Here is a 7,103-nt window from a genome sequence, read left to right as displayed (position 1 = left end):
CTCGCCGCCCCCCCGCCCCCCCCGGCCGCGCCCCCCCCCCCAACCCCCCACGAATGTGTGCGCGCCTAGACGCGACTCGTGACCGAGTCGCCGGCCAGGCGCTGGGAGAGCCACACGGGGATGATGGCGAGGATCGTCAGGACCGCCGCGACCACGTTGACGACCGGCGCCTGGTTCGGGCGGAACAGGTTCTGGAAGATCCAGATCGGCAGCGTCTGCACGGCCGGTCCCGCGGTGAACGTCGTCACCACGATCTCGTCGAAGCTGAGCGCGAACGCCAGCAGCACACCGGCCGCGAGCGCCCCGCGCACCTGCGGCAGCGTCACCCAGAGGAACGTCTGCCAGCCTCGCCCGCCGAGGTCGGCGGAGGCCTCCTCCAGGGAGGTCCCCATCCGCCGCAGCCGCGCCTGGACGTTGTTGTAGACGATGACGATGCAGAACGTGGCGTGGCCGATGATGACCGTCGCCATCCCGAGCGTCACGCCGACCGGCCCGAGCACGGTCGTGAAGGTCGACGCCAGCGCGATGCCGGTGACGATGCCCGGCAGGGTGATCGGCAGCACGACCAGGAAGTTGATGCTCTGCCGGCCGAAGAACCGGAACCGCTGCACGGCGAACGCCGCCATCGTCCCGAGCACCAGCGCGATCGCGGAGGCGCAGAGCCCGGCGATCACGGAGGTCGCCAGCGCGTCCGCGGCGCCGCGGGACTGGAACGCGTCCACCCACCACTGCAGCGTGAAGCCGGGCGGCGGGAACGAGAACGTGCGCGAGCTGTTGAAGGAGTTCAGCACGATCAGCAGCAGCGGAACGTAGAGGATCACCAGGCCGACCAGCATGCAGAGGCCGACGACGATGCGCGCGGGGGTCGAGAGCAGCTTCACACGTTCTCCAAGGCGCCGGTGCGGCGAACCGCGAGCAGGTAGAGCACGACCGCGACGAGCGGGATCACCGACAGCGCCGCCGCCAGCGGCTGGTTGTTCGCCGTGACGAGCTGCCCGTAGATGAGGTTGGCGAGCAGCTGGGTCTTGCCGCCGACGATCCCGACCGCGATGTAGTCGCCGAAGCTCAGCGCGAAGGTGAAGATCGACCCGGCCACGATCGCGGGGAAGACCAGCGGGAACGCCACCGTCCTGATGGTGCGCCAGGTCGACGCGCCCAGGTCGTAGCTCGCCTCGAACAGCGAGTCGGGCACGCGGTCGAAGCCGGCGTAGACCGGGATGATCATGTACGGCAGCCACAGGTACGCCAGCGTCATGATCGTCGCGGGCAGGCCGAAGCCGGGCGTGTAGCCGCCCGTCGCGACCGCGATCGGCCCGCCCGGCTCGACCAGGATCCGCCAGGCGTACGCCTTGACCAGGTAGCTGGCCCAGAGCGGCGTCGTCACGGCGACGAGGTAGAGCGCGCGGCGGCTCGGCCGGGCCACCTTCGCGATGTACAGGGCCATCGGGAAGGCGACCACGGCGTCGATGAGCGTCACCCCCAGCGCCACGAGCAGCGTCCGCAGCGCGACCGTCCCGTACAGCGGGTCGGTGAACAGCGTCGCGTAGTTCTCGAGCGTGAAGGTGGGGACGACCGCGCCCGTGAACCCGTTCACCGTCCAGAAGGAGGAGACCAGGAGGACGGCGATCGAGCCCAGGTAGATGACGACGAGCCAGAGCAGGGGCGGCCCGAGCAGGAAGCCCAGGCGCGCCTTCATGCCCGGACTCCCGTCATCCCTTGATCTCCTGCCACTTGGTCACCCACTCGCTGTACGCCGTGCAGTCGTTGCCGCTGCCGTCGACGCACTTGGTCTGCGGCGTCGTCCAGTAGTGGATCTTGGAGGCGTAGCCGGCATCGAGCGCGTGGTACTGCTCGCAGAACGTCGGGTCCTGGGTCTTCTCGCACGCCTTCGTCTGGGCCGGAGCCTCACCGAACCACTCCGCCACCTGGGCGTTGACCGCCGGGGAGGTGATCCAGTTCATCCACTGGTACATGCAGTTCGGGTGCTTCGCCTTGGACGAGATCATCCAGGTGTCCGACCAGCCGGTGGAGCCCTCGCTCGGGACGGTGGTGCCGACCTGCACCTTGCCGTCGCTCTGGATCAGGTTCGCGATGACCTGCCAGGAGGTCCCGACCACGCTGCTGCCGGACTCGAACGACTGCACGGACTTGGTGTAGTCCGACCAGTACTCGCCGATGGAGGTCTTCTGCTTCTTCAGCAGCGAGACGGCGGCGTCGAGCTGCTTCTCGGTGAGCGAGTACGGGTCCTTGATGCCGAGCGACGGGTCGTGGGCCTTCAGGTACAGCGCGGCGTCGGCGATGTAGATCGGCGAGTCGTAGGCGGTGACCTTGCCCGCGTACTTGGAGGCGTCGGAGAAGACGGCCGACCAGGAGTCGGGCGCCGGGGTGACGGCGGCCTTGTTGTACATCAGCACGTTGGCGCCCCAGCCGTGCGGGATGCCGTACATCTGGCCGTCGACGGAGTTCCACGCCTTGTTCTTCAGGAAGCTGGAGATGGTGGTGTAGTTCGGCACCAGCTTGGTGTTGACCGGGGCGACCTGGCCGCCGTAGACCAGGCGGAGCGTGGCGTCGCCGGACGCGGAGACGCCGTCGTAGTCGCCGGTGCGCATGAGCTGCACCATCTCGTCGGAGGTGCCGGCGACCTTGGCGTTGACCTGGCAGCCGGTGTTCTGCTCGAACGGGGTCACCCAGTTGACCTTCGGATCGTTGGAGCCGTCCTCGGCGTATCCGGCCCAGACGATCAGGTTGAGCTGGTTCTCGTTGGCCCCGAGCTTCTTCGCCATCGGGACGTTCGGAACCGAACCGGCCGAGCCGCCGGTGGAGCCGCCGCCGGAACAGGCGGCCAGCACCAGGAGGGCGGCGGAGACGGCTGCGGCTGCTGCCGCAGAGCGCGCCACGCGCTTCGTTGCACGGATCATGAGTCCTGCCTCTCTTCTACACCTCTGCTGCGAGGTACATCTGCGTCCTGGAGGTCGTCCTCGGCGTCGCGCGCTGCGTCCGCCGCGTCACCGAGCCTCCGCAGGTCGTCGTCGTTCCAGGTCACGTACACGCGCGAGCCGCGCTCCAGTTCGGCGCGGTGCGTGCGGTCGTTGCTCTCCAGCACCGAGATCCGCAGGCCGGCGTCGAGGTCCACCACACGGCGGATGCTGGTGCCCGCGTACACGGACTCGACCAGCGTCCCGGCTGCGGAGGGCGAGCCGGAGCCGTCGGGGAGCGTGTGCAGTTCGAGCTTCTCCGGGCGGATGGAGTACTCGCCGTCGAGGCCGAGGATGCTGCGGGCGCGCTCGCGGTCGAACAGGTTCGAGGTGCCGACGAAGTCCGCGACGAACCGCGAGTTCGGGTGCTCGTAGAGTTCGCGCGGCGTCCCGAGCTGCTCGATCCGGCCGTTGTTGAAGACCGCGATCCGGTCGGACAGGGTGAGCGCCTCGTCCTGGTCGTGGGTGACGAACACGAACGCGATCCCCAGCTCGTGCTGGAGCTGCTTGAGCTCGACCTGCATCTGCTGGCGCAGCTTGAGGTCGAGGGCGCCGAGCGGCTCGTCCAGCAGCAGCGCCTTCGGCTGCACCACGGTCGCGCGGGCGAGCGCCACGCGCTGCCGCTGGCCGCCGGAGAGCTGGGCTGGCTTGCGGTCGGCGAAGCCCGGCAACCGGACCGCCTCGAGAGCGTCCATCGCGCGCCTGCGCCGCTCGGCGCGCCCCACGCCGCGCACCCGCAGGCCGTAGGCGACGTTGTCCAGCACGGACATGTGCGGGAAGAGGGCGTAGTCCTGGAAGACCGTGTTGACGTCGCGCGCGGCGGCGGGCTTGCCGGTCACGTCCTGGCCGAACAGCTCGATGGTGCCGGAGGTCGGCTGCTCGAAGCCGGCGATGCAGCGCAGCACGGTGGTCTTGCCCGACCCGGATGGTCCGAGCATCGAGAAGAACTCGCCGGCGGCGATCTCCAGGTCGAGATCGTCGACGGCCGCGACCGTCCCGAATCGTTTGGTCAGTCCGGTCAGCCTGATGGCGGGCTGCTCGCTCACATCCAGTCTCCTTCGACGGTGGGCGACGCAATCATATGCGATCAGATGTTGGCGCGACTACGGTATCCGCAGCGAAATATCGCTCGGAGTGCCGATTTCCACTGTTTTATGCCGACTTTCGGTCCGAAAGGTCCGCCCTCCGCCGTCGGCGAACGGGAGGCCCCTGCGGCCTCCGCGAGGCGCACACTCATCTCATGACGGATGCTGACGCGGGCGCGCTGGACGCCTACTCGACGGCGGTGGTGCGCGTGGCGCGCGTCGTCGGCCCGGCGGTCGCCGCCGTCACCGCCCGGACCTCCCGCGGCGTCGGGCTCGGCAGCGCCACCGTCATCTCCGCTGAGGGTCATGTCCTGACCAGCGCGCACGTCGTGGAGGGAGCGGGGAGCGTGGACCTCGCCTTCGAGGACGGCACCCGCGTGCGGGCGCGCGTCATCGGCCGCGACCCGCTCTCCGACCTCGCGATGCTGCTGGCCGACGCGCCCGTCCCCGCGCCGGTCGAGCTCGGCGACGCCGCCCGGCTCCAGGTGGGACAGCTCGTCGTCGCCGTCGGCAACCCGCTGGGCCTCGCGGGGAGCGTGACGGCCGGCATCGTCTCCGCGCTCGGGAGGTCGTTGCCGACTCGGTCCGGCCGCGTCGTGGACGAGGTGATCCAGACCGACGCCGCGCTCAACCCGGGCAACAGCGGGGGAGCGCTGGCGGACAGCAACGCCCGGATGATCGGAGTGAACACCGCTGTCGCCGGGCTCGGCCTCGGCCTGGCCGTCCCGATCAACGCCACGAGCCGTCAGATCATGGACACACTGATGCGCGAGGGCCGCGTCCGCCGGGGCTGGCTCGGCATCGCGGGCGCGGAGATCACGCTCAGCCCGGAGATCGCCCGCAAGGCCGGTCCGCGCACCGGAATCCAGGTGATGTCGGTGGTCACGGACAGCCCGGCCGACCTGGCCGGCGTCCGCCCGGGCGACGTGCTCATCTCGCTCGACCGCATGCGCATCCACGCCGTCGCCGACCTCCAGCGCCTCATGATCGCGAGCACGATCGGACGCCGCCTGGAGCTCACCGTCTGGCGCAACGGCGCCCTCGTCGACGCGATCGTAGAACCCACAGAACTCACCGACGCCTAATCCCCACCATCCAGGCGCCGAGGGGCACGTAAACGCCCCTAAAACGCGGTTTTAGGGGCGTTTACGTGCCCCTCGACGGGGCTTCGGGGAGGGTGACGGTGACGCGGGCGCCGCCGGTCGGGCGGTCGGCGGCGGTGACGCGGCCGCCGTGCCGGTCCACGACCTCCGCGACCAGCGCCAGCCCGAGGCCGTAGTGCCGCTCGCCGCCTGCCGTGGCGCCCTCTGCGCGCGCGGAGGCGAAGCGGTCGAAGGCGCTGCCTCGGAGGTCGTCGCCGAAGCCCGGGCCGTCGTCGGAGACCGTGAGCAGGACATCGCCGCGGTCCGTCGACACGTCGACCGCGACCTGCGACGCGGCGTGGTCGAGGGCGTTGTCGACCAGCGCGACGATCATCCGGCGCAGCGAGACGGGCGCGCCGGTGACGACCGCACCCGGTGCCGCCGTCGTGGTCAGCACGATGCCGCGCTCGTGCGCGCGCCCTTCGGCCGAACGGGCGACCACCCCGGCGAGCTCGCCGATGTCGACCCGCTCCGGCTCGGCGTTCTGCCGGGGGTCCGCCGCGGTGAGGAGGTCCTCCACGATCTCGGTCAGGGCCCGGCTGTCGTCCACGATCTCGTCCAGCCCGGATCGCACGTCGTCGTCAGCGGTCGCGTCGACACCGCGGGAGAGGCGCCGCCGCAGGAGCTGGGCGCGCGTGCTCAGCAGCGTCAGCGGCGTGCGGAGCTCGTGGCCCGCGTCCGCGACGAAGCGCCGCTGCAGCGCGAGGGCCTCCGACATCGGGCGCATCGACCGGCGTGCCAGCAGGAGGCCGACCAGCGCGGCGGCGACCGTCGCGATGACGCCCGAGATGACGAGCGCGGTCAGCAGGCGGCCCATCTCCTCCTGCTGCTCGGCCAGGCCGTAGGAGATCTGCACCACCTTGCCGCGCCGCACGTCGGTCTGAGTCAGGTAGCTCTTGCCATCGGCCGCCACGACGGTCTCGGTGATCGACCCGCCGTTCTGGGCGACCTCCTGCAGCGCGCGTTCGTCGGGGAGCCCCGGCGGCAGGTTGGGGGAGACATCCCTGCCCTGCGGGAGGAGGACGGTGATCAGGAGGTCGTGCGGCGCGTCGTGCACGGAGTCCACCTGCGACGCGTCCGCCAGCGCCCGCTTGGCGGCCTCCGTCTGGCCGGTGGACACCACGATGTAGACGACCCCGCCGAGCACGACGAACAGCGCCAGGATGATGCCCGCGAACTGCAGGGCCAGCCGGGCGGACGCCGTGCGCAGCTCGCGGAGGTCGGCCTTCATCCGACCCCGCCCAGCCGGTAGCCGACGCCGCGCACGGTCTCGATGAGGGTGCGGCCGAACTTCTTGCGGAGGTGGTGCACGTACGTGTCGACCACGCCGGGGTCGTCCGCGTCGGCGAAGACCTCGTCCAGCAGCACGGCCCGCGAGAAGACCTGATCGGGTCGGCGCGCCAGCAGTTCGAGAAGGCCGGCCTCCCGGTCCGAGAGCACCAGGCGCTCGCCGGTGCCGAGCGTGACGGTGCGGCTGCCGACATCGAGCTGCCCTCCCGGGAAGCGCACGGTCGGGACGTCCGACGACGCCCGGCGGATGAGCGCGCGCACCCGGGCGAGCAGCTCGTCGATGTCGAACGGCTTGGCCAGGTAGTCCTCCGCGCCCGCGTTCAGGCCGTCGACCCGGTCGGGGGCGGTGCCGAGCGCCGAGAGGATGAGGATCGGCGTCGTCACGCCGTTGCCGCGGAGGCCGCGCAGCACGCCGAGCCCGTCGACCGCGGGGAGGCCGCGGTCGAGCACGACGGCGTCGAAGCTCTCGGTGAGACCGAGGTGCAGTGCGCGCTGCCCGTCGCGGGCCAGCTCGACGTCGTAGCCGTCGGAGACCAGCAGCGTCTCCAGCATCCCGGCGAGACGGCTGTCGTCCTCGGCGACCAGGACGCGGCGGCGCTCACTCATGCCCG

At 70.8% G+C, this 7,103-nt stretch carries 7 protein-coding genes; 1 reads left to right on the top strand and 6 read right to left on the bottom strand.

What is annotated here, in order from left to right; genetic code table 11:
* Positions 1-65: 65 nt before the first annotated feature.
* Genes ACFRFH_RS02385 through ACFRFH_RS02370 form a run of 4 tightly spaced genes read right to left on the bottom strand, consistent with a single transcriptional unit; the run spans position 66 to position 4,021 of the window.
* A complete protein-coding gene (locus tag ACFRFH_RS02385) occupies positions 66-881 on the bottom strand; it encodes an ABC transporter permease (RefSeq protein ID WP_382461409.1) in 816 nt (271 codons plus the stop codon).
* Positions 878-1,696: an ABC transporter permease gene (locus ACFRFH_RS02380; RefSeq protein WP_345833938.1), complete on the bottom strand. Its 819-nt coding sequence runs from the start codon at positions 1,694-1,696 to the stop codon at positions 878-880. Before ACFRFH_RS02380 ends, ACFRFH_RS02385 begins: the two co-directional genes overlap by 4 nt.
* Before the next feature lie 13 nt (positions 1,697-1,709).
* Positions 1,710-2,918, bottom strand: a complete 1,209-nt coding sequence (locus tag ACFRFH_RS02375) for an ABC transporter substrate-binding protein (protein ID WP_382461408.1) — start codon at positions 2,916-2,918, stop codon at positions 1,710-1,712.
* The gene (locus tag ACFRFH_RS02370; protein ID WP_382461407.1) at positions 2,915-4,021 is read right to left on the bottom strand and encodes an ABC transporter ATP-binding protein; all 1,107 of its coding nucleotides are present in this window, start codon (positions 4,019-4,021) and stop codon (positions 2,915-2,917) included. Before ACFRFH_RS02370 ends, ACFRFH_RS02375 begins: the two co-directional genes overlap by 4 nt.
* A gap of 194 nt (positions 4,022-4,215) precedes the next feature.
* Between ACFRFH_RS02370 and ACFRFH_RS02365 the strand changes: the two genes are divergently transcribed.
* Positions 4,216-5,145: a S1C family serine protease gene (locus tag ACFRFH_RS02365; RefSeq protein WP_382461406.1), complete on the top strand. Its 930-nt coding sequence runs from the start codon at positions 4,216-4,218 to the stop codon at positions 5,143-5,145.
* A 61-nt stretch (positions 5,146-5,206) separates the two neighbouring features.
* Here the strand turns inward: ACFRFH_RS02365 and ACFRFH_RS02360 are convergent, their stop codons facing one another.
* Both ACFRFH_RS02360 and ACFRFH_RS02355 read right to left on the bottom strand, forming a co-directional pair.
* Positions 5,207-6,433, bottom strand: coding sequence for a sensor histidine kinase (locus ACFRFH_RS02360; RefSeq protein ID WP_382461405.1), 1,227 nt, complete (start codon positions 6,431-6,433; stop codon positions 5,207-5,209).
* On the bottom strand, positions 6,430-7,098 hold the full coding sequence (locus ACFRFH_RS02355) for a response regulator transcription factor (protein ID WP_382461404.1): 669 nt from the start codon (positions 7,096-7,098) through the stop codon (positions 6,430-6,432). The genes ACFRFH_RS02360 and ACFRFH_RS02355 overlap by 4 nt, the downstream gene beginning before the upstream one ends.
* Positions 7,099-7,103 lie beyond the last annotated feature (5 nt).

The organism is Leifsonia sp. NPDC056824 (assembly GCF_042789575.1).
Taxonomy (GTDB): Bacteria; Actinomycetota; Actinomycetes; order Actinomycetales; family Microbacteriaceae; genus Leifsonia.
The sequence above is the reverse complement of the archived record's forward strand: the minus strand, read 5'-3'. Positions and strand labels throughout refer to the sequence as shown.

Coding starts and splice junctions, on each gene's coding strand:
- ACFRFH_RS02360 (WP_382461405.1), bottom strand. CDS start 6,433: ATGAAGGCCGACCTCCGCGAGCTGCGCACGGCGTCCGCCCGGCTGGCC.
- ACFRFH_RS02365 (WP_382461406.1), top strand. CDS start 4,216: ATGACGGATGCTGACGCGGGCGCGCTGGACGCCTACTCGACGGCGGTG.
- ACFRFH_RS02355 (WP_382461404.1), bottom strand. CDS start 7,098: ATGAGTGAGCGCCGCCGCGTCCTGGTCGCCGAGGACGACAGCCGTCTC.
- ACFRFH_RS02380 (WP_345833938.1), bottom strand. CDS start 1,696: ATGAAGGCGCGCCTGGGCTTCCTGCTCGGGCCGCCCCTGCTCTGGCTC.
- ACFRFH_RS02375 (WP_382461408.1), bottom strand. CDS start 2,918: ATGATCCGTGCAACGAAGCGCGTGGCGCGCTCTGCGGCAGCAGCCGCA.